Genomic DNA, 25,534 nt, shown 5'->3' with positions numbered 1-25,534 from the left:
CAGGAGCTGGCGCTGGCGGTTCGGCTGCTGGCAACGGCAGGCGGGCTGCCGTCAGACGGCCAGGCGCTTGCGGCCCTTGGCGCGGCGTGCGTTGATGACGGCACGGCCGCCGCGGGTCTTCATGCGGACCAGAAAGCCGTGGGTACGGGCGCGGCGGACTTTGGATGCTTGGTATGTGCGTTTCATGATGGTTCCTGATTCCCTGTTTCCGCAGGCGAAAAAGCCGCGGGCGCCGGAGAGCGTGTTTCGGATTGGCCCCCGAAAGACGCAATGAGGTTTTCAGGGAAACCCGCAATTATCGCAAACATTCGGCCCCTGAACAATCTTCGACTGGATTTGCGGGCCTTTCGCCGCCGCCGGCGGCGTGTGGATAAGGTTTTGACAAGTTAGAATGCGAGGCGCCTTCAGCAGAGAATATCCACAATACATATACCAAAAAATGCCCGAGGGTTTCACCATTTTTTCAAGCGCCCATGTCCACTGACGGCATCGGCGAAAGCCTCTGGCAGGCCTGCGTCGACCAGCTCGCGCAGGAGCTGTCCGAGCAGCAGTTCAACACCTGGATCAAGCCCCTGACAGCGCAGGTCGCGGACGACCTTTCGCGCATGACGGTGTTCGTTGCCAACCGCTTCAAGCTCGACTGGATCCGGGCCCAGTACGCCGGCAAGATCGCCGCCATGGCCGAGAAGATGTACGGCCAGCCGGTCGCAGTTGAGTTAGCGCTTGCTCCGCGAGAAGCGCCCGTGCGCTCTGCCCCAGTTGCCGTGCTGGCCGAAACCGACGTGCCGCGCGACGTGGCCGGCCCGGGCGAGGAGCCCGCCAACGCCGGCTTCAAGAACCGGCTGAATTCGGGCCTCACCTTCGACACCCTGGTGGAGGGCACGGCCAACCGCATGGCGCGCGCCGCCGCCATGCACGTGGCCGGCATGCCGGGCCACCTGTACAACCCGCTGTTCATCTACGGCGGCGTCGGCCTGGGCAAGACCCACCTGATGCACGCGGTGGGCAACCGGCTGCTGGCCGACCGCCCGGATTCCAAAGTTCTCTACATCCATGCCGAGCAGTTCGTCTCGGATGTGGTCAAAGCCTATCAGCGCAAGACTTTCGACGAGTTCAAGGAGCGCTACCACTCGCTCGACCTGCTCCTGATCGACGATGTGCAGTTCTTCGCCAACAAGGACCGCACGCAGGAAGAATTCTTCAATGCGTTCGAGGCCCTGCTGGCCAAGAAGTCGCACATCGTGATGACCAGCGACACCTATCCCAAGGGCCTGGCCGACATCCACGAGCGGCTGGTCTCGCGCTTCGATTCGGGCCTCACGGTGGCCATCGAGCCGCCCGAGCTCGAAATGCGCGTGGCCATCCTGATCAACAAGGCGCGCGCCGAATCGGCCGAAATGCCGGAAGAAGTGGCCTTCTTCGTTGCCAAGAACGTGCGCTCCAACGTGCGCGAGCTCGAAGGGGCGCTGCGCAAGATCCTGGCCTACTCGCGCTTCAACCAGAAGGAGATCTCGATCGCCCTGGCGCGCGAGGCGCTGCGCGACCTGCTGTCGATCCAGAATCGGCAGATCTCGGTCGAAAATATCCAGAAGACGGTGGCCGACTACTACAAGATCAAGGTCGCCGACATGTACAGCAAGAAGCGCCCGGCCAGCATTGCGCGGCCGCGGCAGATCGCGATGTACCTGGCCAAGGAGCTCACGCAGAAGAGCCTGCCCGAAATCGGCGAGCTGTTCGGCGGGCGCGACCACACGACGGTGCTGCACGCGGTGCGCAAGATCTCGGGCGAGCGCCAGCAGCTCACCGAACTCAACCAGCAGCTGCACGTGCTCGAGCAGACGCTCAAGGGCTGATCCCGGATGTCGCCAGGCATGCCCCTCGCAACAGCGGAGAATGGCGTCTCAATGGCGGATTCAAAGAGATAAGAGAAGAGGAAGAAGACATGATCGTTTTGAAGGCAACCCAAGACAAGGTCCTCGCCGCGCTGCAGTCGGTGGCTGGCATCGTGGAGCGGCGCCACACCTTGCCGATCCTGGCCAACGTGCTGATCCGCAAGACCGGCGGCCAGCTGCAGCTGACCACCAGCGACCTCGAGATCCAGATCCGCACCACGGCCGAGCTCGGCGGCGACGAAGGCAACTTCACCACCACCATCGGCGCGCGCAAGCTGATCGACATCCTGCGCACCATGCCGGCCGACCAGACCGTGAGCCTCGAATCGAGCGCGAGCAAGCTGGTGCTCAAGGGCGGCAAGAGCCGCTTCACGCTGCAGTCGCTGCCGGCCGAGGACTTTCCGCTGGTGCAGGAAGCCGCCAACTTCGGCCCGGTGTTCAGCGTGCCGCAAAAGACGCTGAAGGACCTGCTCTCGCAGGTTTCCTTTGCCATGGCCGTGCACGACATCCGCTACTACCTGAACGGCATCCTGTTCGTGGCCGAAGGCAAGCAGCTGAGCCTGGTGGCCACCGACGGCCACCGCCTGGCGTTCTCGTCGGCCACGCTCGACGTCGAGGTGCCGCGCCAGGAAGTCATTCTTCCGCGCAAGACCGTGCTCGAGATGCAGCGCCTGCTGTCGGACGCCGAAGGCGCCATCGAGATGCAGTTTGCGAACAACCAGGCCAAGTTCAGCTTTGGCGGCATGGAGTTCGTCACCAAGCTGGTCGAGGGCAAGTTCCCCGACTACAACCGCGTGATCCCCAAGAACCACAAGAACAGCGTCACGCTCGGCCGCGCGCCGCTCTTGGCCAGCCTGCAGCGCACCGCCATCCTGACGAGCGAGAAGTTCAAGGGTGTGCGCCTGAACATCGAGCCCGGCACGCTGCGCATCGCGTCGAACAACGCCGAGCAGGAAGAGGCCCAGGACGAACTCGACATCGACTACGGCGGCGACGCCATCGAGATCGGCTTCAACGTGACCTACCTGATCGACGCGCTGTCCAACATGGACCAGGACATGGTCAAGCTGGACCTGGCCGACTCCAACAGCTCGGCCCTTTTGACCATCCCCGAGAACGCATCCTTCAAGTACGTCGTGATGCCGATGCGAATCTAGAAGCCAGAAAACACAGCGCCTTGCGCAGACAGCCCGCGGCCCTCCGCGGGTTTGCGCTTTCAAGAGGCAGGAAAAACCGGCTCCGAGAGCCCGAGAAATCCCGTGAATGCCGTGAGAGATAGAGGAATATCCGAATGAGTGCAGAAGAGAACAAGCCCGAAGTACCCCACACCGAGCCGGTCTACACGCCCGAGATCGAGAGTGCGGTACCGATCGAGATCACGCCCGCCGACACCAGCTACGGCGAAGGCTCGATCACGATCCTCGAAGGGCTCGAGGCGGTGCGCAAGCGCCCCGGCATGTACATCGGCGACACCTCCGACGGCACGGGCCTGCACCACCTGGTGTTCGAGGTGGTCGACAACTCCATCGACGAGGCGCTGGCCGGGCATTGCGACGACATCGTCGTGACCATCCACACCGACAACTCGATCTCCGTCACCGACAACGGCCGCGGCATTCCCACGGGCGTGAAGATGGACGACAAGCACGAGCCCAAGCGCTCGGCCTCCGAAATCGCGCTCACCGAGCTGCACGCGGGCGGCAAGTTCAACCAGAACAGCTACAAGGTGTCGGGCGGCCTGCACGGCGTGGGCGTGAGCTGCGTGAACGCGCTGAGCGTGATGCTGCGCCTGGTGGTGCGGCGCGAAGGCAAGATCCACGAGCTCGAATTCAGCCGCGGCTTCGTGCAGAACCGCCTGATCGAGACCGTGAACGGCGTCGAGGTGTCGCCGATGCGGATCATCGGGGAGACCGACAAGCGCGGCACCGAAGTCCACTTCCTGCCCGACACCGAGATCTTCAAGGAGAACGCCGATTTCCACTATGAAATCCTCTCCAAGCGGTTGCGCGAGCTGAGCTTTTTGAACAACGGCGTGCGCATCCGCCTGAAGGACGAGCGCAGCGGCAAGGAAGACGACTTCTCGGGCGCCGGCGGCGTCAAGGGTTTTGTCGATTTCATCAACAAGGGCAAGACCGTCCTGCACCCCAACGTGTTCTACGCAATGGGCGAGAAGCCGGCCGACACCTACGGCGGCATCCCGGGCACGCACATCGGCGTCGAAGTGGCGATGCAGTGGAACAGCGGCTACAACGAGCAGGTGCTGTGCTTCACCAACAACATCCCGCAGCGTGACGGCGGCACCCACCTCACGGGCCTGCGCGCCGCGATGACACGCGTCATCAACAAGTACATCGAAGAAAACGAGTTCGCCAAGAAGGCGAAGGTCGAAGTCACCGGTGACGACATGCGCGAAGGCCTGTGCTGCGTGCTGAGCGTGAAGGTGCCCGAGCCCAAGTTCTCGAGCCAGACCAAGGACAAGCTGGTGTCCAGCGAAGTGCGCGCGCCGGTGGAAGACATCGTCGGCCGCCTCCTGACCGACTACCTGCAGGAACGCCCGAACGACGCCAAGATCATCTGCGGCAAGATCGTCGAGGCCGCCCGCGCCCGCGAGGCTGCGCGCAAGGCCCGCGAGATGACGCGCCGCAAGGGCGTGCTCGACGGCATGGGCCTGCCCGGCAAGCTGGCCGACTGCCAGGAAAAGGATCCCGCGCTGTGCGAGGTCTACCTGGTGGAGGGCGACTCCGCCGGCGGCTCCGCCAAGCAGGGCCGCGACCGGAAGTTCCAGGCCATCCTGCCACTGCGTGGCAAGATCCTGAACGTGGAAAAGGCGCGCTACGAGAAGCTGCTCACCAGCAACGAAATCCTCACCATGATCACGGCGCTGGGCACCGGCATCGGCCGTGCCGGCGCCACCAGCGCGGGCGGCGGGGCGGACGACTTCAACGTCGCCAAGCTGCGCTACCACCGCATCATCATCATGACCGACGCCGACGTCGACGGCGCCCACATCCGCACGCTGCTGCTCACCTTCTTCTACCGGCAGATGCCGGAGCTGGTCGAGCGCGGCCACATCTACATCGCGCAGCCGCCGCTGTACAAGGTGAAGGTCGGCAAGGAAGAGCAGTACCTGAAGGACGGCCCCGCGCTGGACGCCTTCCTGCTCAAGGTGGCGCTGAAGGACGCGAGCATCGAGACCGGCGGCCCCAACTCGACCACCCTCTCCGGCGACACGCTGGCCGAGCTCGCGCGCAAGCACCAGCTGGCCGAAGCCGTGATCGCGCGGCTGCGCAACTTCATGGATGCCGAGGCCCTGCGCGCCATTGCCGACGGCGTGGCGCTCGACCTCGACACCACGCCCGCGGCCGAAGCCTCGGCCGTGGCGCTGCAGGCCAAGCTGCGCGAGCTCAACACCACCGGCGTGCCGGCCGAGGTAAGCAGCGAATTCGACGCCCGCACCGACAAGCCGCTGCTGCGCATCAGCCGCCGCCACCACGGCAACATCAAGAGCAGCGTGCTCACGCAGGACTTCGTGCACGGCGCCGACTACGCCGCGCTCGCCGAAGCCGCCAACACCTTCCGCAACCTCCTGAGCAGCGAAGGCGCCACCGTCCGCCGCGGCGAAGGCGAACGCGCCAAGGAAGAAAAGGTGGCCGACTTCCGCATCGCCATGAAGTGGCTCATCGGCCAGGCCGAGAACGCCACCTCGCGACAGCGCTACAAGGGCCTGGGCGAAATGAACCCCGCACAGCTGTGGGAAACCACCATGGACCCGACCGTGCGCCGCCTGCTGCGCGTGCAGATCGACGACGCGATCGAAGCCGACCGCGTGTTCACGATGCTGATGGGCGACGAGGTCGAACCGCGCCGCGAATTCATCGAGCAGAACGCGCTGCGGGCGGCGAATATCGACGTCTGATCGCTGAAGAAATCCGACAGCGTCGGTGAAACAAAAAAGAGCGCCCGGCAATGCCGGGCGTTTTTTTTGTTTCTTCGAGCCACAGGCCCGCCAACCTGCCACGCGCGCCAACCCACTCCGATAGCCCTTTAGTCGCCCATAGGTACTTTCACCAATAAGCCCTGTTTTGTCAGGCAAAAGTCAGCAGTTAATCTCAGAATTGAGTTCCAAAGTATTACTTTTGCTCGCGGACTTTGCCTTGACCTTGTTTGAGGGAAAAGGCGCCCAGAAGCGATCTGGAGGGTGCGATGTGCGTCACCAGCATGAATTCCGTCGGGGCTTCGGAAACGACGTATCGGGTGTGGACGGACGATCCCGGCAGCTTCTCTACCCAGAGGATCACGCCGATGCACCACAACTTCCACGAGCATCCGCTATTCCAGGTGCCCGAGCTCGTGAGGCTCGGGATGGAACTCTCGAAGCTGGACCAGTGCAGGTTCATGAACCCCGACAGGACGGTCGCTTCCAGGCTCGCGCACGACAGCCGGCCGCCCGACGGGCGCAGCATCGCGGAATTCTTCAAGCGCGTGGAGGAGCCAGGTTCGTCGGTGGCCTTCTACAACATCGAAGTCATCCCGCGCTACCAGGCCCTGCTGATGTCGGTGGTGAATTCGATGCGCTCCCTCGTCGAGCGCGAGCAGCCGGACATCTTCAGGGTGAACGGATTCGTTTTCTTCTCTGCGCCGCCTTCCGTCACGCCCTTTCACATCGATCGCGAGAACAACTTCTGGCTGCAGTTGCATGGCCACAAGATCCTCAACGTCTGGGACCACCGCGACCGCAGCATCGTGCCGGCGGAAGCGGTGGAGGATTTCATCGTCACGCAGTCGCTCCAGAAAGTGCGCTTCAACCAAGCGTTCTTGCCGCGCGGGCTGGAATTCGATGCGCAGCCCGGCGATGCCGTCTATTTCCCGAGCACCTCGCCCCACATGACGAGATCCACGGCCGACCGGGCCGCCACCCCTGGCGGTCGCCTGTCGATCTCGATCGGCGTGACCTTCTACACCGCTTCGACGCGCAAGGTGGCACGCATTCACCAAGTGAACCGGCTGATGCGCAAGTGCGGAATGTCTCCCTCCTATCCGAGCGAATCGCCCACCGCAGATACCGCCAAATCCGCCGTCGGCGGCTTGGTGGGCGCCTGCCGCGCACGGCTCGGCGCTGCGCGGGCCCGGTTCATCTGCATGACCTCGGCACGGCGAGTCAAGCACGCGCCGCCGCCGGGCTCCTACTGAAACGCCCGGCCATTCCGCCGATCATTCGCCCGATCAGCGGCAGCCCAGGCGGAACCGCCCGGAGTTCAGCCGCCTCTTTCAGCAAATAGGCGGCCTGGCTCAAATGGACCGGTGGACGTGAACGCGGCCTCTGCCTGCGCTCCGCTCGCCCCGGCCACCGTGCATCATTTGCGCGACGCGTGCCAGCCCGCCGGTTCCGCTGGCCGCGCGGCCGACCAGCGCACCGCCGGCGGCGCCCGCCAGCAGGCGGCGCGCCAGGGAGTGGCTGCGCCCCGCGGTCAGCAGCAGCAGGACACCTGTGCCGAGCACGGCAAGGTGCTCGCCCGGGAAGCCGGGCCGCCGCGCGTCCTTCTGCTTGATTGCCTCGATCCTGGATCCAATGGTCATTTGAAGCTCCTTTCTGCTGTACGAACTTTCTTCATAACGAGCGGTACGGTGCACCTCTGTAGGCGCCGATGACGTGCACCGCGTCGAATCGGGCCCACAGCGGCGGCTTCTCAGGGTTTTCATAGGGAGGAGCCTCCGAAAGGGCGTCGACGCCCGTCACACGTCTGTCACCAGCTATTAAAACAATAGCGTTCAGTCCTTCCCCGAAGATCCTTCCTCGTAAACGCTATATCTAGCCCGACTCTTGCTAAGCAAAATCCTCGACGGATTTCACGTCACCCCATGATCGAGGACTCGAAGCAATGAACCTTATGCGTCTGCGGCAGCCGATGGCTGCATTGGTACTGGGCGGCACAGCAGCATTCTTCGGGGCGATGACATCGGCCCATGCGTTCTCGAACCCGCCCATCCAGATGGCGCAGGGCGTCGAATACATGTGCGGCGGCACGAACAAGGCCGAGGCGGCCTTCATGCAGATGGTCTCGCCGCGCTGGGCAGCCACCATCGAGTTCGGTATCAACGACAGCGCGCAGCGCGGCAGCTTCCCCGCGCGCGCGGCGGTCCAGGTGCGCGAGAAGTACACGGGCCGCCCCGTGATGGAGGCGCAGTCGCAGGGGCCCTACATGCTCGCGCGGCTGGACCCGGGCGCCTACGACGTGAACGTGACGCTCGGCGGCCTCACGATGACACAGACGCTGACGGTGATCGCAGGCGTGCCGGCCCGGGCAGTGTTCATGTGGCCGTCGAACTTCGACATGGCCTCGGTGATGCCGCCGATGCCGCAGGCGCTCGCGCAGACCTCGGCGGCGCGCTGAGCTTCCTCCCTTTCCTTCCCGGCCCGGCCGGGCCTGGACCTTTTCGTTAAGCCTTGCCTAAGCCGTGCGCCGCACAGTGGCGCACGTGGCCTTCCCCGGCCACGCAGACAAGGAAGAAAGGACCCAGACATGACCCCCCGGATTTCATCGCATGCGCGGCCTCTCGCGGCCGCCATGCTGTGCGGCGCCGTTCTCCTCGCGGCGCTTTCTTCTTCGGCACACGCGACGGTCAACCCGCCGATCCGCATGGCGCACGGCATCGAATACATGAGCGGCGGCATCGGCAGCGACGAGGCCAAGCTGATGGAGACGGTGGCGCCGCGCTGGCCGGCCACCTTCGAATTCGCGATCAAGGACCACGCGGGCGCCGAGTTCGCCTCCGACGTGCGCGTGACCGTGCGCGACAGCCATGGCACGGTGCTGCTCGACAACGTGGAGTCGGCCGGTCCGTTCATGGTGGCGCGGCTCGACCCCGGCACCTATGAAGTGGAGGCTCGCTTGCGTGGAAACACGCTCAAGCAGACGCTGCAGGTCAGGCCCGGCGCGCCCGCTCGGGTGGCATTCGTCTGGCCGGCGGGCACCGATATGGCTTCTGCCGGCACGCGCGCGGTGCAGTGACTGGCGAGCGCCGGCCCGGTGGCGGCGCGGCGCAACGGGAGCCTCGCCGCCCGCTTCGACCGCAGCGCACGCTATCCGGCTGCCCGGCGCTATAGAAAAAATAGCGAGGCAGCGGCCGGAGACCGCCTTGAATGCGCGGCATGCGCCTTGCAGATGCCGTGTCCCGGGCCACGCCCGTTCCCATTGCCCCCATGCCGATACGTTCCCTGAGCGTGCTCACCGCGCTCCTGCATGTCTACATTGCGCTGCGGCTGCTGCCCGCGCTGGCCATGCTCACGCCGGCCTGGCCGCTCGCGCTGGCCGCGCTCGCCATCTCGGCCCTGACGATCCCGCTGCCCTTTGTCTCGCGCGGCAGGGAGCGCGGCGCCTCGGCGGGCGAACTGCTCCAGTGGACGGGGCTCATCAGCATGGGCTGGTTCTCCTCGCTGTTCGTGTCGACGCTGCTGCGCGACGCGGGCCTGCTGCTCGCCTGGCTGGCGAGCGTGCTGTTCGGCGCGCCAGTGCCCTGGCATGCCGTGCTGCCATGGAGCGCAATGGCCGTGCTGGTGCTGGCCACGCTGGTGTCGATGGTGGGTTTTCTCAATGCCCGCCGCACCGCGGACGTGAAGCGCGTGGAGGTTCCGATCCGCGGCCTGCCGGCGGCGCTCGAGGGCTTCACGATCGCGCAGCTCAGCGACATCCACGTCGGCCCCACGATCCGCAGCGCCTACATCCAGCGCATCGTCGATGCGGTGAACCGGCTCGGCGCCGATGCCATCGCGATCACCGGCGACCTGGTGGACGGCAGCGTGGCCGAGCTGCGCGAGCACATCGCGCCGCTGGCCGGGCTGCGTGCGAAGCACGGCACTTTCGTGGTCACCGGCAATCACGAGTACTACGCCGGCGCGCACGCATGGATCGACGAGCTGCGCAGGCTGGGCCTGAGGGTGCTGCTCAACGAGCACGTGGTGCTGCAGACGCGCAACGTGCGGGGCGCCCAGAACGACGAAGAGCTGTTCGAGAGCCAGCTGGTGCTGGCGGGCGTGACCGACTACACCGCAGGCCATTTCGATGCCGCGCACGCCAGCGATCCGCACCTGGCGCTGTTCGACGCGCCGCCGCTGGTGCACACGCGGGTGCTGCTCGCGCACCAGCCGCGCAGCGCGACGCTGGCGGCCCAGGCCGGCTACCAGCTGCAGCTGTCGGGCCACACGCACGGCGGCCAGTTCTTTCCGTGGAACCTGTTCGTGCCGATGCAGCAGCCCTTCACCGCCGGGCTGCACCGGCTGCACGACATGTGGGTCTACGTGAGCCGCGGCACCGGCTACTGGGGGCCGCCCAAGCGCTTTGGCGCGCCGTCCGAGATCACGCTGCTGACATTGGTGATGGCGCGCGGCTGACGCACACCCGCGCGCTCAGCCGCGCAGTTCTGCGGCCAGCCGCCGGGCGTTCGAGGTGGCGGCGGCGTGGATCGGCTTCAGTCCTTCGCGTGCGATGCGCACCGCCGCGCCCGAGAGCCGGCTGGCCGTGCCCGCCGCCCGGGCCGTGGCCTGCACGAAGGCGTCGCTGCGCTCCGCGGCCTGCGCCGGCGTGACGCTGCCGGCCATCGACAGAAAGGCTCCGGCACTCAGAATCCATTGCTGCAGCGCGCGGTTCGCCAGCGAGACGTGGCTGCTGTGCCATTGCCGGACCATGGCGGCCCCGGACTGGCCTGCGGCGGCAATTTTTTCATCGCCCATGAGCTGGAACTCCGCGAGATCGGCTGCGCTGGGCGCGAGCCCCGCCTTGGCCATGCGCCCGGTGCGCATCTGGATCACGGAGCCGGAGGACAGCAGCATCTCCTGGGTCTTGAGGGCCACGTCGACCCACAGCATCAGCGGGTTGGACAGGCGGGCGACGGAGGTGAGGGATGGCATGGGGCGCGATCTATGAGGACGGACGAGCCCCACTATAGACGCGAGGCGCGGCAATTGCTGCGCCGCAACAAAACCGATTCCGCAATTCTGTTGAACAAGTCCTACTTTCCGACATGGCAATAGCCTCGGGCCCAGGCGCGGACTGCAGCGGAAAGTAATTATTTCTCTTCTTTTCTTTCATTATTTGCAGTTAACAACCACATCATGAAAACACACAGGTCCGCGTCCCTCGGGGCCGCCGTGTTCGCAGGCGTCCTGAGCCTGCTGGGCGCACCGGCTCATGCGTTCGAAGACAGCGCGCGCGGCTACTACTTCGAGGGCGGCCATGCGCCGCATGGCGACCAGGGCGGCACCGAGTCGGCCACGGTGGGCGTCACGCTGCCGTGGTCGCCGCGCCAGCCGGTGCATGAAGGGGCGCTCACTTCTTACTGGGATCTGTTCGCGAGCCATTGGCATGCGCCGGCCCTGGGCGGCGGTTCGCGCAACTACACGCAGATCGGCGCGATCTACACCTGGCGCTACCGCTTCGACAGCGGCAGTTCGCCGTGGTTTGCCGAAGGTGGCGTCGGCGGCACGGTGATGGACCACCTCTACCGGACGCCCGACCGCAGCTTCAGCACCGCGTTCCAGTTCACCGAAGTGCTGGGCGTGGGACGCAGCTTCGGCGAGAACGGCAGGCACGAACTCACATTGCGGCTGCAGCATTTTTCGAATGCCGGCATCAAGAAGCCCAACCCGGGCGAAAACTTTGTGCGGCTGCGCTACACCTATCACTTCTAGCGCTTCAACGTCGCGGCGTGACGCCAGCGCCGCGCACGCAGCTCGGTGACGAAGTACGCCACCGTGGCCACGCCGAGCGGCAACAGGTAGTAAAGCCCGCGGTAGACCAGCAGCACGCCCAGCAGCCGGCCCTGCGCCACCTCATGCGAGAGCAGCGCAAGGAACACCGCCTCCAGCACGCCCAGGCCCGCCGGCACGTGCGTGACCACGCCGGCCACCGCGGCCACCAGCAGCACCGCGAGCACCGTGTGGTAGGCCACCGCGCCCTGCAGCAGGACCCAGATCACGCTGCCGATCAGCGCCCAGTTCAGGCACGACAGGGCCAGCTGGAGCCAGGCCATCCGAAGGGACGGCACCTTGAACGGATAGTGGCGCAGCCGGAACACGTGCCCGCTGGCCAGGGCGCACAGCACGAAGTAGCCCGCGGCCAGCAGCAGCAGCACCGCGCCCAGGATGCGCAGCCCGCCGTTGCCGACCTTCCATTCGGCCGGCAGCACCAGCGGCCAGAAGCAGAAGGCCACTCCCGCCACCACCAGGTAGCCGAGCCAGTTGGTCAGCATGCTGAAGCCGAGCACGCGCGTGATGGTGCCGTTGGGAAGGCCCAGCCGCGAATAGAGCCGGTAGCGGAACGCCACGCCGCCCACCAGTGAACCGAGGTTCAGGTTGAAGGCATAGCTGATGAAGGTCACGCCCATGACGGTGCGGGCGCCGAGCGGGTGGCGCGTGAGATGGCGGCCCAGCAGGTCGTAGGTGCTGTAGGTGGCAAAGCTGCCGGCGGCCAGCGCACCGGCCAGCCACAGCGTGGCCGCGGGCAGCGCGCGCATGGCGTCGAACACCTCCTGCCAGTCGATGGCACGCGCCTGGCTCACGAGCAGCCAGGCGATCAGGCCGAAGAAGGCCCAGACCGCGATGCGCCGCAGCCAGGGCCACCAGGGCCGGTGCGCGGGCTTCGCAGTGGAGATGCTCATGCCGCTTCCGTCGGCGTGGCCCCGTTGTCGCCGGCGCCTTCGCGCTTTTCGCGCTTCTCGGCAAGCTCGATGGCTTCGGCCGGGGTGAGGCGCGGCACCTGCCGCGGCAGCCAGCCGAGCCACGACGGATACCAGCGCAGGAAGTGGAAGATGAAGAAGCTGCGCACCAGCCGCCAGCCGCTCCATCCGCTCTCCAGGTCGGCCTCGCCGATCTGCTGGCAGCTCTCGCGCATGAGCTTGTCCATGCGTTCCCACAGCAGCTGGTTGAAGGCCCTGCCACGCGCAAACACGTTGGCCTCCAGGTTGAGCGACAGGCTCAGCGGATCGAGATTGCTCGAGCCGACCGTGGTCCATCCGTCGTCCATCAGCGCGACCTTGGCGTGCAGCGGGCGGTCGCAGTATTCGTAGATGCGCACGCCCGCATGCAGCAGGTGGTGGTAGAGCATGGTGGCGGCCGTCTTGACGATCGGCATGTCGGGCTCGCCTTGCAGGATGAGCCGCACGTCCACGCCGCGCCGGGCAGCGCGGCGCAGCTCCTTGATGAGCCTGTAGCCGGGAAAGAAATACGCGTTGGCAATCACGATGCGCTTGCGCGCGGCGCGGATCGCGGCCAGGTACTCGCGTTCGATGTCGCTGGTGTGGCGGCGGTTGTCGCGCGTGATGAGCACCGCCTCCACATCGCCGACGGACTCGCGGTCGACGGGCGGCGCCTGCTTGAGCCGGCGGCGGAACCAGCGCGGCCCCTTGTCGCCGAGCGCGATGGCGCGCAGCACGAACTGGTGGATCTGCGCCACGACGGGTCCGCGCAGCTCCACCGCGTAGTCCTGCTTGGCCTTGGGCCCGTAGTCCAGCAGGTGGTCGGCCGAATAGTTGATGCCGCCCACGAACGCGAGTTCTCCATCGACCACCACGATCTTGCGGTGCATCCGCCGAAACACGTTGAGCCGCTTGCCGAGGACGGGTTGCCCCGGATCGAACACCCGCACCCGCACGCCCACGGCGCTCAGCTGCGAGATGAATTCGCGCGAGAGATCCGGCGAGCCGAAGCCGTCGACCAGCAGATCGATCTTCACGCCGCGCTGGGCCGCCGAGCGCATGGCGGCATGCAGCGCCAAGCCGACCTTGTCCTCGAACAGGATGAAGGTCTCGATGATGACTTCGCGCTGCGCCCCGCGAATGGCATCGAACACGCGCGGGAAGAACTCCTCGCCGTTCTCGAGCAGCGCGATGCGGTTGCCGCCCACCCATTGGCCGACGTTATCCATGGCGTTCACCACAGGTCATGGCTCGTGTCCGCTTCAAAGATCAATGTTCGCCACCAGCGGCGCATGGTCCGACAGGTGCGACCAGGGCTTGCGCGGCAGCACCACGGGCGCATGCACGCCCGCGTTGCGAACATAGATGCGGTCCAGAGGCAGCAGCGGAAAGCGCGCCGGAAAGGTCTTGGCGGCCGAGCCGTTCGCATGCACGAAGACCTCGCGCAGCGCGGCGCCTTCCTCCAGCACCTGGTGGGCGCGGCCGCGCCAGTCGTTGAAGTCGCCTGCGACGATCAGCGGCGCGTCGGCCGGCACCTCGTCGCGCACGATGTGCAGCAGCAGTTCGAGCTGCTGCTGCCGGTGCGCCTCGGCCAGGCCGAGATGTGCGCAGATCGCGTGGACGTCGACCGTGCGGCCCGGCAGGCGCAGCACGCAATGGAGCAGGCCGCGCTTTTCGGGCCCGGCCACCGACACGTCATGGTTGCGGAAATGCACGATCGGAAACTTGGACAGCACCGCGTTGCCGTGATGGCCCCTCGGGTACACGGCGTTGCGGCCATAGGCGAACTGCGGCCACATGGTGTCGGCCAGGAATTCGTAGTGCGGCGCCTCGGGCCAGTTGTTGACCTTGCGCGAGTGGCGCGAATGGGTGCCGAGCACTTCCTGCAGAAACACCACGTCGGCTCCCACCGTGCGCACCGCGTCGCGCAGCTCCGGCAGGATGAACTTGCGGTTGAGCGCGGTGAAGCCCTTGTGGGTGTTCACCGTCATGACCTTGAGCGAAGTCGGCGCCGCGGCGGCAAGTGGAATCGGTGAGGAAGACATCGGTGTTGTGGTTGTACGTTGCCGCGCCCGGCGCGCCTGTAGGAACGCGCCACCTTCTTTGCCGCCTTTCGCGAGGCGACGGCCGGCTCCTACAGGCAGGCCTGCCGCACCCCGACACGGGCCGCATGGGGGGCCTCCTACGGTGGTTTTCAGGCCGCAGCAAAAACAAGCCGGCGGTCCTCTTCATCATCATTTTTTAAAGGAACGCACCATGAAGCACGCAATCCTTCACGCCACGGCGCTGGCCGGCCTGATGGCCGCGGCCGGTGCCGCCATGGCGCAAGCCACGTCGATACCTGCGCAGCCGGACCCCGCCGTGAGCGGCCAGGCCAGCACGCAGACGCCCTCCGGCGTGCCCAACCCGCCGCAGCGCCCCGACGCCAGCATGCCGGTGTCGCGCGAAGCCGTGAAGGCCGAGGCGCGCGCCCACAACCGCAACAACGCCAACAACCCGGTGCCCAAGGGCGAGGCCAGCACCACCGTGAATGCGCAGCCGAACGCGATGCCGCAACCCACCGGCGAAATGTCGCGCGCCGAGGTGAGCCAGATGGCCCGCAAGACCAAGCCCCGGTTCGGCCAGCCCGGCGAGCGGCCGGACGTGCCCACCAATCCGTCCGAAAGGACCGGCACGCCCCAATAGCCGTCCATGTACGAAGAAAGAAAGCCCGCGGTGCTCGAGGCATCGCGGGCTTTTTCATGCGTGGGCGCCGGTTCCGGCGCCCCGGCGGCGGGTCAGCTCTTGGCGGGTGCTGCCGAAGGTTGCCCGTCAGCGCCGCCGTGGCGGTGGTGGCCGCGGTGGCCATGCATGCCGACATGCACCGTCTCCGCGTCGAAGGTCTTCTGCTGCTCGGGCGTCAGCGCGGCATAGAAGGCCTTGGTGGCTTCGGTGCGCTTGGCGAACCTGGCGCTGCGCTCGGCCTGGCGGGCCTGCATGCGCTCCAGGCGCTCGGGCGTGGTGAGCTTGGCGAATTCCGCGCGGTCCATGCGCTGCGTGCGGGCCGGCGGCTGGCTGGCCGCTGCGAAGGTGGTCCACGCGCTTTCCTGTCCGGCATTCAGCTTGAGCTTTTCCTTCAGCGCGGCAAGCCGCTTGGTGCGGTGCTCCTGCATGCGCTCCATGCGCTGGGCCGGGTCCATGCGCTTGTGCTGCGCCTTGGGTGCCGCGCTGCCCTCGGCCTGCGCAACGGCGGCCGTGGGCGTGGAAGGCGAAGTGCCGGGTGCCGCCGGGGCCTGTTGTGCGAAGGCGCCCGAAGAGGCGAGGGCGGCCGAGCCCAGAAGGCTGGCCCAGACGATGCGTTGGCGAAGAGAGATCATGAGAAGTGCTTCCTTTCGAAGAAGCCCGCCGCCAAGGGGCAGCAGGTGAGACGAAGTGTGGAAGACCTCTGTATCGGCCAGGTGAGCCGCAAGTGAGCCTGCGTAAAGAATCATGAACGGGCGCGCGGCTTCCGGCGGCGCGGCATGCCTCATTTGAGTCGCGGCGGCTTCAGCCCGCGGTCGGGCGCCTGCAGCTTGCCCGCGCGCAGTTCGCCCACGGCCAGTGCCACGGCACGGGCCACGTTGCGCACTTCCTCCTGCACGCCTTCGTCGGCATCGAGGCTGTCGTGGCTGGTGGCGTAGGGCTCGTAGTAGCCGATGTAGCGGTCGAGCCGGGCCTGCGCACCCGCGTCGATGAGGCCCATCCAGTCGAGCCAGTCCGACAGGTTGCGCCGCACGCTCTCGGCGCCGGCCACGTCGCCGTGCACCACCAGGCCGTAGACCCGCCCCGCCAGGTGCTTGGGATAGCCCCAGCCCTGGAGTTCGAGGGCCTTGGCTTCGTCGGGCTTCTTGCCGTGGGTGCTGGTGGGGTCGGGGTTGCCGCCGTCGGCGCACACCAGCCGGTCGGTCATGAGCTTGAGCGGGCTGGCGGACTGGTACCAGTGCGTGGGCGTGAACAGGATCACGCCGTGCGCGGACACCCAGCGCTCGTAGATCTCGTTCATCCAGTCGCCGGTCTGGCGCAACGCATGGTTGGGATAGCAGCTGCAGGGCCAGTGGCACAGCGGCATGGCGGTGGACACGCAGCCCTTGCAGGGATGGATGTGGCGCCCGTAGTCGGAAGCGAGAAGGCTCAGGTCGAGCACGTCGACCTCGATGCCGCAGCCATCGAGCACCTCGCGCGCGAGTTGCAGCAGCCGCCAGCTCTTGGATATCTCCCCCGGACAGGTGCCGTCGTTGCGCGGCGAGCCGTTGACGAGCAGCGCGCGCGAGCGCGTCTGCGGGCTGCCCCAGGCGGCCTGCGCGGCGTCGATGCGCGCCCTGGCTTCGAGCCAGTCGACCGAAAGTTCGTAGTCGGGGTCGGCATGGCCCGGACCGGCCTTGCGCGTGACGGGCGACTTGCGGCCCTGTTCGTAGGCCTCCCACGCGATGAGCTCGATGCGCCGCAGCGCCTCCTTTTCGGACTGGAAGGCGGGGTCCTGGAAGGGCTGCATGAAGCGCTCGTGGAACTGGTCGCGCTTCAGTGTTTCGGGCGCCTGTCCCTTGCGGACCTCGGGGGCTTTGGTCGTGCGATGCGGCATGGCGGCCAATCTATGCCCCATGCGTGCGCCCGTGACCTGCGGGCGATGCCGATTTTCGGTAGGCCTGCGACTACATCAGGCGCCGAACTTGCCGCTCTGGAAGTCCTGCACGGCCTCCTTCAGCTGCTCCTGCGTGTTCATCACGAAGGGGCCGTACTGCGCGATCGGTTCGTGCAGCGGCTTGCCGGCAATCAGCAGCGCGCGCGCCGGGCTGTGGTTGGTGGCCCCGGCGCGCAGCACCACGCCGTCGCTGCCGGGATCGTTCGCCAGAATGGCCATGCGGCGCGTGGGCACCTCGCTGCCCGCGATCCACACCGACTCGCGGAACGCATAGACGAGCGCGTTGTGGTCGTCGGGCAGGGGCTGGGCGAACTCGGCGCCGGGCGGCAGCGTGATGTCGAGGTAGAGCGGCTCGGTGTGCTCGCGCCGCACCGCGCCCTCGATGCCGTGGCTCGCGCCCGCGATCACGCGCACGTGCACGCCCGCGGCGGTGGTGTATTCCGGAATCTCCTCGCTCTGGATGTCGCGATACCAGGGCTCGCGCATCTTGTCCTTGGCCGGCAGGTTGAGCCAGAGCTGGAAGCCTTCCATCAGGCCGTCCTCCTGCTCGGGCAGTTCGCTGTGGACGAGGCCGCGGCCGGCCGTCATCCATTGCACGCCGCCGTTCTGCAGCAGCCCTTCGTGGCCGGCGCTGTCGCGGTGCCGCATGCGGCCCGCGATCATGTAGGTCACGGTTTCGAAGCCGCGGTGCGGATGGCTGGGAAAGCCGCCGATGTAGTCACCCGGGTTGTCGCTGCCGAAGGCGTCGAGCATCAGGTAGGGGTCGAGCCTTTTCTGCAGCGGCTGCTGCAGCACGCGGGTGAGCTTGACGCCGTCGCCATCGCTGGTGGAAACACCGGCCACGATGTGGTCGATGCCGCGCGGCGTGGCCACGGGATCGGTCGGGTGGTTGGCGTGGTGGTTTGCATTCGTCATGCAGCCATGGTGGCACTAACGGCCCGACCGCGCCACCCGGTAGGAATTGCCCGTCTTCAGCGCGGCCACTGCTGGCGCTGCCAGTAGCGGTACTGCCACCGGGTCGAGAAACCGGCGCGCCGGTAGAGCGCATGGGCCGCCAGGTTGTGCGCGTCGACCTGCAGGAACACCTGCTCGAAGCCGCGCGCGAGCGCCGCCTGCGCAAGGCCTGCCAGCACGCGCCCGGCGAGGCCCCGGCCGCGCTGCGACTGCTCGGTCCGCATGCCGTGCACGCTGGCCCATCCGTGGCCGAAGGCCATGGCGCCGGCCGCGACGGTCTGGCGGCCCTCGCGCACGCTGGCATAGAGCGAGCCCTGGGCGCGCGAGAGCGCACGCACGCGGTGGGCGCCGTCCACCGGATCGAAGCCTTCGCCAAGGAACAGGGTGGCCCAGGCGTCGTCGGGCGCCAGGTCGACATCGGCCAGCGGGGCGCCGGCCGCGGCCACCTCGCGCATGCGCCGTGCGGAGCCGACCTGCACGCAGGTCGGCGAGTCGCCGACGTAGTGCCGCTGCTCCAGCTCGGACTGCAGCGCCACGAAGGAGGGCACATCGGCCAGGCGGAAGGCGGGCACGAAGTGCCGGCGGTCGTAGCGGTCCTCGATGCGGTCGATCGTGCGGCCGGCGACCGGCTCGCGGTGCAGCGGCACGGCCGACCTGGCGCGCTTGACGGTGCCGTCGTCGAAGGGCAGCAGCCAGCCGTCGAGCTCTTCGACGACCAGCGGCGACACGGCGGCCACGGTGGCGCGCTCGATGGCCTCGACCTCGTTCATGGAAAGGCCTCCGGTGCGGTGAATCTGGCAGCCGCCACGCTCTTGAGCAGCGACTCGCGCTGGTTGCGGCTGATGCCGCGCACGCTCTCGGCGACCCACTTGGTGCGGTCCGGGTCGATCTGTCCGTCGCGCCGCCATTGCTCGAGCACCGCCTGCGGCTTGTGCAGCATGGACGCGAGCCAGACCGCCTGCGCGGGCTCCAGGCTGCGCGCGGAACGCTTGAAATAGCGCCGGGCGGCGGCTTCGGCGCCGCACAGGTTGCCGCCCCACGGCGCGTTGTCCAGGTAGAGCTGCAGGATGCGCGCCTTGCCCAGGGTCTGTTCCATTTCGACCGCGTAGAGCAGCTCGCGCAGCTTGCGTTCCGCGGTGCGGTCGCTGCCGGTCACCAGCATCTTGGCGAGCTGCTGCGTCAGCGTGCTGCCGCCGCGCTTGGGCTGGCCTTCCTTCTGGTTGTTGTCGATCGACGCGACGATCTCCGTCAGGTCGTAGCCGGCGTGGGTGAAGAAGCGCTGGTCTTCGGCCGCGATGACGGCGCGCGCCAGCCAGCTGTCGTTGGCCAGCTTCGACGGCGCGCCGCAGCTGGTGCGCGCGCCCAGCATGGCTTCGGTGCCCAGTCCCTCGACGGTGAACTGGCTCACGGTGGGCTGCACCGCGAACGTGGCCTCGGGCAGCATGACCTGCCCGCGCAGCGCCAGCGTGCCGCCGATGCGCGCGCGCTGCAGCTCGGGCAGGCTGGGCGCGAGCACGGCATACCAGCGGGCAATGGGCGCGTCCTTGATGTCGACGCTGAGCTGCAGGCCCTTGCCCTTGGGCACCAGCTGTCCTTGCCACTGGCCCTGGAGCACGGCGGCGGCCTCGGCGCTGCGCGGCGTGGCCTCGATGGTGCCGGCCAGCGTGTTGCCTTCGCGCTTCACGGTGGCGACCAGGCCTTCGAACACGATCGGCTGCGTGCCGAGCGCGGCAACCTCGGCGCTGCAGGGCGAGCAGCGCACTTCGAGCACGCCCGCCGCGTCCTTCCAGGCGAAGTGCAGGGTGCCGAAGCGGCTGTCGAATGAATGCCCGTCCAGCCGCGGCGCGAACCAGGACGACGTGGCCAGGCGCACCGCCGTGGGCACGCCCACCGCAAAGCGCAGCGGGCCGGCCTCGACCGTGGTGCTCCACTCCCCCGCGGCCGGTGCAAGCACCAGTTTTACTATCAGGAAGATAGCAACGCAGGTTGTCACGACAAGGGCCAGCAGCCCGTAGATCACGAATCGCAGAAACTGTTTCACAAAACTCTCATCACATCGGCCTCGCCACCGTCACAGCTTGCCACGGACCGCTCGAGCGTCCACTGGCCGCCGCCCAGTACCAGGCTGAAGTGTCGGTGAAAGCCGTGCCTTCGGCATCGACGATGCGCTCACAGACACGGATCTTTTGCGCACTGTGCCGTTGCGCAACAAAACAGCGCCACAGCCGCTCCTGCGCGTCGCGCTCGAGCCGCGCCTGTTCAATGCGAAAGCCCAGTGCGCGGTAGCAGTCGGCCGCCGGATGCAGCATGCGCGTGGGGGCGTTCACCGCGCGCATCACGATGGTCTGCGTGCCGTCGGTCATGCGGCCGATGGCACCCGGAAAGCGGTCGGCAAAGCGCTGCTCGACGTCGCCGAGCGCCAGCGGCCGCAGTGGAACGCCGTCCCACTGGCTCGGCCATTCGTGCGAGGCCATGGCCATCGAGGGTTCGGGCGGCGCACGCAGCGCCGCCGCGGTCGACCACAGCATGCACAGCAGCATCAGGAGCGCAAAGGCGGTCTTGTGGCCGATGCGGTTGATGAAATGGTTGGCAAACAGGACTTCAAAGAACCGTGTCGACATGGCGGCCTCCTTGCGTGGTGATCAGGCCCGGGATCGGCCGGTCGGCGAACGCGGGCTCGGTGCGCACCGGCACCATCAGGCGGGCGATGCCGCCGCACACCGCGGCCAGAATCAACAGCCCGAGCAGGTTGTGCGCCCAGGGCGCGAGCGGATGGCCCGCGCCTTCGAACGCGATCAGCATGCTGTTGCGCAGGATGTTGCCGCCCAGCACCATGAGGCCGACCATCGGCAGCCGGCGCAGGAAGCCGCGGTCGCTGCGGCGGGCCCAGAGCGCCACCGCGCAGGCCGTGAAGTAGCCGAGCCACACCATCTGCACGCCCGAGCACGGCGCGTCGACGATCACCAGCCGGCCATCGACCACCAGGCTGCTTCCCTCGCGCGCCACGCTGAAGCCCGGTGCCAGCAGCCAGCGGCTCGCCTCGGCCGTGACCACGCGCAGCGGATAGCCCGCATAGAACTGCAGCGACGACAGCAGCGGCAGCGCGAGCACCGCCAGGCCGGCCACCGGCAGCGCGGCGACGCGCCGCGGCAGGAAGGCCAGCAGGCCGCAGGCCAGCGCCAGCACGGCCACCAGGCCCGTGGCGAGCGGCGGCAGCGCGGGCAGGGCGCCGAGCCCCGTGCGCAGCGCGGTCGCCAGCACGGTGCCGGCGCCTGCCAGTGCCAGCCAGCCCAGCTGCGGCGCAGCGCGCAATTCGCGCCGGCAATGCCAAGCCAGCGCGGCCAGGGCAGCCAGTGCCAGCAGGCCCAGCGGATCGTCGGAACCGTCGCGCAGCCGCCGGGCCATCCAGGCCCAGGTCGGCGCGAGCGCGGCGAATTGCAGTGCGAGCCAGCCGGCAGCCGGTGCGCGGTCGACGTGGATGCCCCAATCCACGATGCGCGGATGGCGATGGGCGAGTGCAGCCAATGACATTTTTTCTTTTCCCCTGGCTCAGGCCGTGAAGCGGCGCGGGTCGTTGCGGCGCGCGCGGCGGCGCAGCATCGCGAGCATCGACAGCACCACGGCAATCGCGCCCAGCGTCTCGGGTTCCGGCGTGCTCGGCACCTCGGCGCCGAGTGCGAGTTCGCTCACGCCCTGCGGCAATGGCAGCGGCTGGTTCACGCCCACGCTGTTCTGCGGCGCGGGGTTGCGCACCACCTTGTCGACGGCGATGAAGCTGGTGTACTGGGTCAGCAGGCTGTACTTCAGGCCGAGCTCGGTGATGCGCTCCTTGAACGCGCTGCCGCCCTCGAGCGTTTCCTGGTCGCTCAGGCTCTGGATGCGGTGGCGCGCCCACAGCGTGCGCAGCGCGGCCGTGTCCTGGCGCAGTTGCGGGTCGATGCGCAGCTCCTGGCGGTACGGGCCGTTGGCGCCCTGGCCTTCGACGATCACGCGGCCCTTGGCCTTGCCCTCCGCGTCCGCGCGCCACTTGCCGAACACGATCACCGGGCGCTCGCCCAGCACGTCGGGCAGTGCCTGCGGTTCCACGTCGTACACGTCGAGCCCGCCGAAAGTCACCTTCACATTGGTGAGCACCGGCGACTCCACCATGCGGCGGAAGCGCGCGGCCTGCTCGGGCGCCTGGATCGGGTCGGTGATGATGAAGGGCTCGCCCATGCCGGCGCGCGCAATGCCTTCCATCAGGCTGCGGTTGCCCGACGACCCGATGCCGAAGGCGAACACATTGGCCTTCGAAAGGTTCTTGCGCACCAGCTCGAAAGCCTCGCGCTCCACGCTCACGTAGCCGTCCGTCACCAGCACCACGGTGCGCGAGACCTTCTCCTCCTTCGGCTCGGCGTAGACGCGCTTGAGCGCGGGAATCAGCTCGGTGCTGCCGCTGCCGCCGTAGTTCTGGATGGTGGCCAGCGCCTGCTCGATGTTGGCGCGCGTGGCCGGCACCGATCGGGGCGAGAGCATCTTGTTGCTGCCCGAGAACAGCAGCACGTTGAAGGTGTCGCTGGGCCTGAGGCCGCCAATCAGGCGTTCGAGCACCGTCTTGGCGGTGTCGAGCGGAAAGCCGTGCATCGACCCCGAGATGTCGACCACGAAGATGTAGTCGCGCGGCGAGATCGCGCTGGCGGCCACGGCCTTGGGCGGCTCGACCATCGCGAGGAAGAAGTTCTCGGCGCTGCCATCGGTGTTCTGGCCCTTGTAGAGCATCAGGCCCGATTCGATCCTTTCGCCCGCAAGGCGGTAGTCGAGCACGAAGTCGCGGTTGTCCGCGGGCCGGCCATCGGCCGCGAGCACGATGTCGGCGTGCCGGTCTTCATCGCTCTTCTTCACCTCGATGGTGTGGGACGAGGAGCGCACCTCCTTCAGCCCCATGGGCGTGTCGATGCTGGCCTTGAGCCTGAAGCTGGTGTTCGGCGCCACGTCCGCGCGCAGCGTGGGCTGCGCCACCCACTTCGCCTGGGCGTTCTCCGACTGCGGGCTGTTGTAGCGCGGGCCCACCACGGTGGGAAAGACGAACGCGTAGTTGCCCGACTGCGGCACCAGCAGTTCGGTATAGCGCAGCTCCACCTTCACGTCGTCGCCCGGCAGGATGTTGGCGACGTTCATCTGGAACACGTTGGGCAGGTGCTGCTCGAGCAGCGCGGCGGTCTTGCCTTCCTTCTTGGCGCTGTCGTATTCGATCTGCGCCTGCTGCTTCTCGCGGATCTGCGCGGTGATCAGCCGGTCGGCCAGGCGCACGTTGAGGCCGCTCACGGCCGCCTTGGTCGAGCCGGGGAACACGTACTTGGCCTCGATGGCGCGCTGGCCTTCGTTGCGGTAGGTCTGCGTGACGGTCACGTCGGCAATGACGCCCGAGATCTTCACCGCCACCTCGGTGGCCTTGAGCGGCAGGCGGTCGACCGCGGGATCGTCGCTCTTCACGAAGAAGTACGGGCTCTCGGTCTTCAGCCGCGGGCCCGGTGCTTCCTGGGCATGCACGGGGTTGAGGCTGAGCGCGACGAAGCCCGCCGTGGCCAGGCTCACGGTGGCGAGCCAGAGCCAGCGGCCGGGACGGGTGGAGGTGTGGGCATCCATGGCGGTGTGGGTGTTGGTGTCCGTGCGAACTTGCACAGCCGCAACTGTCGGCACCGCGCGAGAAGGAAATTGGAAGGCTCCTTGAAGTCCGGCGCGTGGATGCGGCGTTGTGTGAAGCCTGTGTGAAGTCCGCCGGCGGCTGCGCTTCACACGCGCTTCGGATGGCGCAGCGAGCATCGCGGCTTCGACAACCGACGAGGAGAAAAAAACATGTTCCAGTTGCTGAAGGCCCTGCAGGGTTCGATGCTGGTCAAGGTGGCCGGACTGCTGATGCTCACGCTCCTGCTGTGCATTCCGCTGGCCGAGATCAATGCGATCAACCGCGAGCGCGGCAACAGCCAGCGCGAAGCGGCTGCGGAGCTCGCAGCCACCTATGCGGGCCCGCAGACCGTAGTGGGTCCGCTGCTGCTGGTGCCCTATGTGGAGCGCTGGATGGAGCCGGTGCGCAATGCGCAGGGCCAGGTGATTGGCCAGGAGGCGCGCAGCAAGGAAATGACCCATGTGGTGTTTCCCGACAAGCTGCACATCGAAGGTTCGATGGCACCGCACGAGCGCTACCGGGGCATCTTCAGGATTCCGTTCTATACGCTCAGCGCCACGCTGGGCGGCGGCTTTTCGGCCTTCGATCCCAAGTCCGTGGCGCACAGCGAAACCGATTCGCGCATCGAGTTCAAGGCACCGTTCGCCGTCTTCGGCGCGAGCGACCTGCGCGGGCTCGACGGTTCGCCTTCGATCGCGATGAACGGCGAGGCCTTGCGTTTCAGGCAGCGGGTGCCCGGCCTGGCGGACGACGCCCTGCTGGCCGACGGCATCCACGCACCGCTCACCGGCGCCGCGCTCGCTGCATGGGAGGCGAAGGCACCGTTGTCCTTCGAGATGAAGCTCGGCCTCGTGGGGCAGGACACGCTCTCGATGGTGCCGATTGCCGAGGAGACCACCGCCCATCTGAAGTCGCCCTGGGCGCATCCGAGTTTCGGCGGCCGTTTTCTCGCCACCCAGCGCGAAGTGACGCCGCAGGGCTTCGATGCGCACTGGCGCGTGTCCTCGCTCGTGACCTCGGCGCGCGAGCAGGTGCGCGCCGGGCTGCCGGGCCGCGGCGATGCCGCCAGTGCCGCGACGGCGGCGGCCGTGGCTGCAACCAGCCATGCGCAGCGCAACCTCGGCCCGCTGCAGACCTTCGACGTGTCGCTCGCGCAGCCGGTCAATGTGTATTCGATGAGCACGCGCGCCGGCAAGTACGGCGCGCTCTTCATCGGCCTGGTGATCATGGCGGCCTTCATGTTCGAGCTGTTCCGCAGGCAGCGCATGCACCCGGTGCAGTACGGCCTGGTCGGCCTCTCGATCGCGCTGTTCTTCCTGCTGCTGCTGGCCCTGTCCGAGAAGCTGGCCTTCTGGCTGGCCTATGCCAGCGCGGCCGGCGCGAGCGTGCTGCTGCTGGGCATCTATTTCAGCGCGGTCTTGCAAAGCTGGACACGCGGCGCGGGCTTCGGGGCCTATGTCGCGGTACTCTATGGCGCGCTCTACGGCCTGCTGGCATCGGAAAGCAATGCGCTGCTGCTCGGCGCCCTGCTGACATTCGGCATGCTGACGGTGCTGATGCTCGCCACGCGCAAGGTCGACTGGTATGCGCTGTCGGCCGGGAACCCCCGAATACCCGAGCCGGTCTTACCCGAGGCGGCCGCGTCCGTGTAACCAACGCTACGGACTGTTTTTTTCC

General features: G+C 67.3%; 24 protein-coding genes. 10 read left to right on the top strand and 14 right to left on the bottom strand.

Annotated elements, in window-relative coordinates:
- Positions 1–51: 51 nt before the first annotated feature.
- Positions 52–186 carry a 50S ribosomal protein L34 gene (gene rpmH / locus VPA02S_RS12270; RefSeq protein WP_007834827.1) on the bottom strand — a complete coding sequence of 45 codons (135 nt, stop codon included), beginning with the start codon at positions 184–186 and terminating at the stop codon, positions 52–54.
- A gap of 287 nt (positions 187–473) precedes the next feature.
- On the opposite strand from rpmH, the gene dnaA reads away from it, so the two are divergent.
- From dnaA to VPA02S_RS12250, 4 genes are all read left to right on the top strand, one after another.
- Positions 474–1,853 (top strand): chromosomal replication initiator protein DnaA, encoded by a 1,380-nt coding sequence (dnaA, locus tag VPA02S_RS12265; protein ID WP_012745166.1) that lies wholly within the window; start codon positions 474–476, stop codon positions 1,851–1,853.
- A gap of 89 nt (positions 1,854–1,942) precedes the next feature.
- On the top strand, positions 1,943–3,049 hold the full coding sequence (gene dnaN / locus VPA02S_RS12260) for a DNA polymerase III subunit beta (protein ID WP_012745167.1): 1,107 nt from the start codon (positions 1,943–1,945) through the stop codon (positions 3,047–3,049).
- Positions 3,050–3,183: 134 nt separating this feature from the next.
- Positions 3,184–5,808 (top strand): DNA topoisomerase (ATP-hydrolyzing) subunit B, encoded by a 2,625-nt coding sequence (gene gyrB / locus VPA02S_RS12255; protein WP_012745168.1) that lies wholly within the window; start codon positions 3,184–3,186, stop codon positions 5,806–5,808.
- A gap of 287 nt (positions 5,809–6,095) precedes the next feature.
- Positions 6,096–7,082: a JmjC domain-containing protein gene (locus VPA02S_RS12250; RefSeq protein WP_012745169.1), complete on the top strand. Its 987-nt coding sequence runs from the start codon at positions 6,096–6,098 to the stop codon at positions 7,080–7,082.
- Positions 7,083–7,181: 99 nt separating this feature from the next.
- Here the strand turns inward: VPA02S_RS12250 and VPA02S_RS12245 are convergent, their stop codons facing one another.
- Positions 7,182–7,469, bottom strand: a complete 288-nt coding sequence (locus VPA02S_RS12245; RefSeq protein ID WP_012745170.1) for a hypothetical protein — start codon at positions 7,467–7,469, stop codon at positions 7,182–7,184.
- 302 nt (positions 7,470–7,771) lie between these two features.
- Between VPA02S_RS12245 and VPA02S_RS12240 the strand changes: the two genes are divergently transcribed.
- The 3 genes from VPA02S_RS12240 (at position 7,772) to VPA02S_RS12230 (ending at position 10,281) form a co-directional block, all read left to right on the top strand.
- A complete protein-coding gene (locus VPA02S_RS12240) occupies positions 7,772–8,284 on the top strand; it encodes a hypothetical protein (protein WP_012745171.1) in 513 nt (170 codons plus the stop codon).
- Between the two features lie 129 nt (positions 8,285–8,413).
- A complete protein-coding gene (locus VPA02S_RS12235) occupies positions 8,414–8,902 on the top strand; it encodes a hypothetical protein (protein ID WP_012745172.1) in 489 nt (162 codons plus the stop codon).
- A 131-nt stretch (positions 8,903–9,033) separates the two neighbouring features.
- Positions 9,034–10,281 carry a metallophosphoesterase gene (locus VPA02S_RS12230; protein ID WP_012745173.1) on the top strand — a complete coding sequence of 416 codons (1,248 nt, stop codon included), beginning with the start codon at positions 9,034–9,036 and terminating at the stop codon, positions 10,279–10,281.
- Positions 10,282–10,296: 15 nt separating this feature from the next.
- On the opposite strand, the gene VPA02S_RS12225 is transcribed toward VPA02S_RS12230, so the two are convergent.
- Complete coding sequence (locus tag VPA02S_RS12225; RefSeq protein WP_012745174.1) at positions 10,297–10,797, bottom strand: polyhydroxyalkanoate granule-associated phasin; 501 nt, start codon at positions 10,795–10,797, stop codon at positions 10,297–10,299.
- 204 nt (positions 10,798–11,001) lie between these two features.
- Between VPA02S_RS12225 and VPA02S_RS12220 the strand changes: the two genes are divergently transcribed.
- The gene (locus VPA02S_RS12220; protein ID WP_012745175.1) at positions 11,002–11,577 is read left to right on the top strand and encodes an acyloxyacyl hydrolase; all 576 of its coding nucleotides are present in this window, start codon (positions 11,002–11,004) and stop codon (positions 11,575–11,577) included.
- On the opposite strand, the gene VPA02S_RS12215 is transcribed toward VPA02S_RS12220, so the two are convergent.
- The 3 genes from VPA02S_RS12215 to VPA02S_RS12205 are packed head-to-tail and all read right to left on the bottom strand — an operon-like array spanning position 11,574 to position 14,626.
- Complete coding sequence (locus VPA02S_RS12215; protein WP_062363862.1) at positions 11,574–12,545, bottom strand: lysylphosphatidylglycerol synthase domain-containing protein; 972 nt, start codon at positions 12,543–12,545, stop codon at positions 11,574–11,576. The two genes, VPA02S_RS12220 and VPA02S_RS12215, sit on opposite strands and share 4 nt — an antisense overlap.
- Positions 12,542–13,810 (bottom strand): cardiolipin synthase ClsB, encoded by a 1,269-nt coding sequence (gene clsB, locus VPA02S_RS12210; RefSeq protein WP_012745177.1) that lies wholly within the window; start codon positions 13,808–13,810, stop codon positions 12,542–12,544. The genes VPA02S_RS12215 and clsB overlap by 4 nt, the downstream gene beginning before the upstream one ends.
- A gap of 33 nt (positions 13,811–13,843) precedes the next feature.
- Positions 13,844–14,626 carry an endonuclease/exonuclease/phosphatase family protein gene (locus tag VPA02S_RS12205; protein WP_018903409.1) on the bottom strand — a complete coding sequence of 261 codons (783 nt, stop codon included), beginning with the start codon at positions 14,624–14,626 and terminating at the stop codon, positions 13,844–13,846.
- 211 nt (positions 14,627–14,837) lie between these two features.
- On the opposite strand from VPA02S_RS12205, the gene VPA02S_RS12200 reads away from it, so the two are divergent.
- Positions 14,838–15,266 (top strand): hypothetical protein, encoded by a 429-nt coding sequence (locus VPA02S_RS12200; RefSeq protein WP_012745179.1) that lies wholly within the window; start codon positions 14,838–14,840, stop codon positions 15,264–15,266.
- 92 nt (positions 15,267–15,358) lie between these two features.
- Here the strand turns inward: VPA02S_RS12200 and VPA02S_RS12195 are convergent, their stop codons facing one another.
- The 8 genes from VPA02S_RS12195 to VPA02S_RS12160 all read right to left on the bottom strand — a co-directional run bounded on the left by VPA02S_RS12195 (position 15,359) and on the right by VPA02S_RS12160 (position 23,817).
- Entirely contained in the window at positions 15,359–15,937 is a 579-nt protein-coding gene (locus VPA02S_RS12195; RefSeq protein ID WP_012745180.1) for a Spy/CpxP family protein refolding chaperone, read from the bottom strand.
- Between the two features lie 149 nt (positions 15,938–16,086).
- Positions 16,087–17,178, bottom strand: a complete 1,092-nt coding sequence (locus tag VPA02S_RS12190; protein ID WP_012745181.1) for a flavodoxin family protein — start codon at positions 17,176–17,178, stop codon at positions 16,087–16,089.
- 75 nt (positions 17,179–17,253) lie between these two features.
- Positions 17,254–18,153 carry a pirin family protein gene (locus tag VPA02S_RS12185; protein WP_012745182.1) on the bottom strand — a complete coding sequence of 300 codons (900 nt, stop codon included), beginning with the start codon at positions 18,151–18,153 and terminating at the stop codon, positions 17,254–17,256.
- Between the two features lie 56 nt (positions 18,154–18,209).
- Complete coding sequence (locus tag VPA02S_RS12180; protein WP_012745183.1) at positions 18,210–18,962, bottom strand: GNAT family N-acetyltransferase; 753 nt, start codon at positions 18,960–18,962, stop codon at positions 18,210–18,212.
- Entirely contained in the window at positions 18,959–20,233 is a 1,275-nt protein-coding gene (locus VPA02S_RS12175) for a biosynthetic peptidoglycan transglycosylase (RefSeq protein WP_012745184.1), read from the bottom strand. Before VPA02S_RS12175 ends, VPA02S_RS12180 begins: the two co-directional genes overlap by 4 nt.
- 10 nt (positions 20,234–20,243) lie before the next feature.
- Entirely contained in the window at positions 20,244–20,813 is a 570-nt protein-coding gene (xrtQb, locus tag VPA02S_RS12170; RefSeq protein WP_012745185.1) for an exosortase Q subunit 2, read from the bottom strand.
- On the bottom strand, positions 20,794–21,723 hold the full coding sequence (xrtQa, locus tag VPA02S_RS12165) for an exosortase Q (protein ID WP_012745186.1): 930 nt from the start codon (positions 21,721–21,723) through the stop codon (positions 20,794–20,796). The genes xrtQb and xrtQa overlap by 20 nt, the downstream gene beginning before the upstream one ends.
- 18 nt (positions 21,724–21,741) lie before the next feature.
- Positions 21,742–23,817: a VIT and vWA domain-containing protein gene (locus tag VPA02S_RS12160; RefSeq protein WP_062363861.1), complete on the bottom strand. Its 2,076-nt coding sequence runs from the start codon at positions 23,815–23,817 to the stop codon at positions 21,742–21,744.
- A 210-nt stretch (positions 23,818–24,027) separates the two neighbouring features.
- On the opposite strand from VPA02S_RS12160, the gene creD reads away from it, so the two are divergent.
- Positions 24,028–25,509: a cell envelope integrity protein CreD gene (creD, locus tag VPA02S_RS12155; protein ID WP_012745188.1), complete on the top strand. Its 1,482-nt coding sequence runs from the start codon at positions 24,028–24,030 to the stop codon at positions 25,507–25,509.
- Positions 25,510–25,534: the final 25 nt, after the last annotated feature.

The organism is Variovorax paradoxus NBRC 15149 (genome assembly GCF_001591365.1).
In the GTDB taxonomy this organism is placed as follows: Bacteria; Pseudomonadota; Gammaproteobacteria; order Burkholderiales; family Burkholderiaceae_C; genus Variovorax; species Variovorax paradoxus.
The sequence above is the reverse complement of the archived record's forward strand: the minus strand, read 5'-3'. Positions and strand labels throughout refer to the sequence as shown.

Coding starts and splice junctions, on each gene's coding strand:
- VPA02S_RS12190 (WP_012745181.1), bottom strand. CDS start 17,178: ATGCCGCATCGCACGACCAAAGCCCCCGAGGTCCGCAAGGGACAGGCG.
- dnaA (WP_012745166.1), top strand. CDS start 474: ATGTCCACTGACGGCATCGGCGAAAGCCTCTGGCAGGCCTGCGTCGAC.
- VPA02S_RS12230 (WP_012745173.1), top strand. CDS start 9,034: ATGCGCGGCATGCGCCTTGCAGATGCCGTGTCCCGGGCCACGCCCGTT.
- VPA02S_RS12250 (WP_012745169.1), top strand. CDS start 6,096: ATGTGCGTCACCAGCATGAATTCCGTCGGGGCTTCGGAAACGACGTAT.
- gyrB (WP_012745168.1), top strand. CDS start 3,184: ATGAGTGCAGAAGAGAACAAGCCCGAAGTACCCCACACCGAGCCGGTC.
- dnaN (WP_012745167.1), top strand. CDS start 1,943: ATGATCGTTTTGAAGGCAACCCAAGACAAGGTCCTCGCCGCGCTGCAG.
- xrtQa (WP_012745186.1), bottom strand. CDS start 21,723: ATGTCATTGGCTGCACTCGCCCATCGCCATCCGCGCATCGTGGATTGG.
- VPA02S_RS12220 (WP_012745175.1), top strand. CDS start 11,002: ATGAAAACACACAGGTCCGCGTCCCTCGGGGCCGCCGTGTTCGCAGGC.
- creD (WP_012745188.1), top strand. CDS start 24,028: ATGTTCCAGTTGCTGAAGGCCCTGCAGGGTTCGATGCTGGTCAAGGTG.
- VPA02S_RS12235 (WP_012745172.1), top strand. CDS start 8,414: ATGACCCCCCGGATTTCATCGCATGCGCGGCCTCTCGCGGCCGCCATG.
- rpmH (WP_007834827.1), bottom strand. CDS start 186: ATGAAACGCACATACCAAGCATCCAAAGTCCGCCGCGCCCGTACCCAC.
- VPA02S_RS12245 (WP_012745170.1), bottom strand. CDS start 7,469: ATGACCATTGGATCCAGGATCGAGGCAATCAAGCAGAAGGACGCGCGG.
- xrtQb (WP_012745185.1), bottom strand. CDS start 20,813: ATGTCGACACGGTTCTTTGAAGTCCTGTTTGCCAACCATTTCATCAAC.
- clsB (WP_012745177.1), bottom strand. CDS start 13,810: ATGGATAACGTCGGCCAATGGGTGGGCGGCAACCGCATCGCGCTGCTC.
- VPA02S_RS12185 (WP_012745182.1), bottom strand. CDS start 18,153: ATGACGAATGCAAACCACCACGCCAACCACCCGACCGATCCCGTGGCC.
- VPA02S_RS12195 (WP_012745180.1), bottom strand. CDS start 15,937: ATGATCTCTCTTCGCCAACGCATCGTCTGGGCCAGCCTTCTGGGCTCG.
- VPA02S_RS12205 (WP_018903409.1), bottom strand. CDS start 14,626: ATGTCTTCCTCACCGATTCCACTTGCCGCCGCGGCGCCGACTTCGCTC.
- VPA02S_RS12180 (WP_012745183.1), bottom strand. CDS start 18,962: ATGAACGAGGTCGAGGCCATCGAGCGCGCCACCGTGGCCGCCGTGTCG.
- VPA02S_RS12240 (WP_012745171.1), top strand. CDS start 7,772: ATGAACCTTATGCGTCTGCGGCAGCCGATGGCTGCATTGGTACTGGGC.
- VPA02S_RS12200 (WP_012745179.1), top strand. CDS start 14,838: ATGAAGCACGCAATCCTTCACGCCACGGCGCTGGCCGGCCTGATGGCC.
- VPA02S_RS12215 (WP_062363862.1), bottom strand. CDS start 12,545: ATGAGCATCTCCACTGCGAAGCCCGCGCACCGGCCCTGGTGGCCCTGG.
- VPA02S_RS12160 (WP_062363861.1), bottom strand. CDS start 23,817: ATGGATGCCCACACCTCCACCCGTCCCGGCCGCTGGCTCTGGCTCGCC.
- VPA02S_RS12225 (WP_012745174.1), bottom strand. CDS start 10,797: ATGCCATCCCTCACCTCCGTCGCCCGCCTGTCCAACCCGCTGATGCTG.